The 381-nt window shown below is 64.6% G+C and carries 1 protein-coding gene; it reads left to right on the forward strand.

Annotated elements, in window-relative coordinates; all coding sequences use genetic code 11:
* The coding region (locus AC1DMK_RS31170; RefSeq protein ID WP_477864061.1) for a DUF5801 repeats-in-toxin domain-containing protein at window positions 1-381 on the forward strand (381 nt) is incomplete at both ends.

The following is a 381-nucleotide window of genomic DNA, read 5'->3' on the forward strand; positions in this document are numbered from 1 at the left end:
TGGCCAGGGTTGGCCAGGGTGACGATGCCGACGCGCAGAACGTGACGGGCACGCTGAACCACTCCTACGGCGCTGACGGCGCAGGTTCGGTTCTGCTGACGGGTGCCGGCCTCGGCACGACGGCCGGTGCGGAGGGTTCGTTCTCGCAGTCGGTCTCTGCCGATGGCAAGACCCTGGTGATCTCGCAGGTCCAGCATGGCGTGTCGGCCGCGGTTCTGACGGTGACGCTGTCGGACACGGCATCGGGCCAGTACACGGTGACGCAGAACCATGCGATCCAGCATGCTGCGGGCAACAACGAGAACAACCAGAGCTTCACGATCGGCTATCAGGTGAAGGATGGCGACGGCGATGCTGCCAACGGCTCGATCACCATCAATG

This window comes from Rhizobium sp. 05L419 (assembly GCF_056397845.1).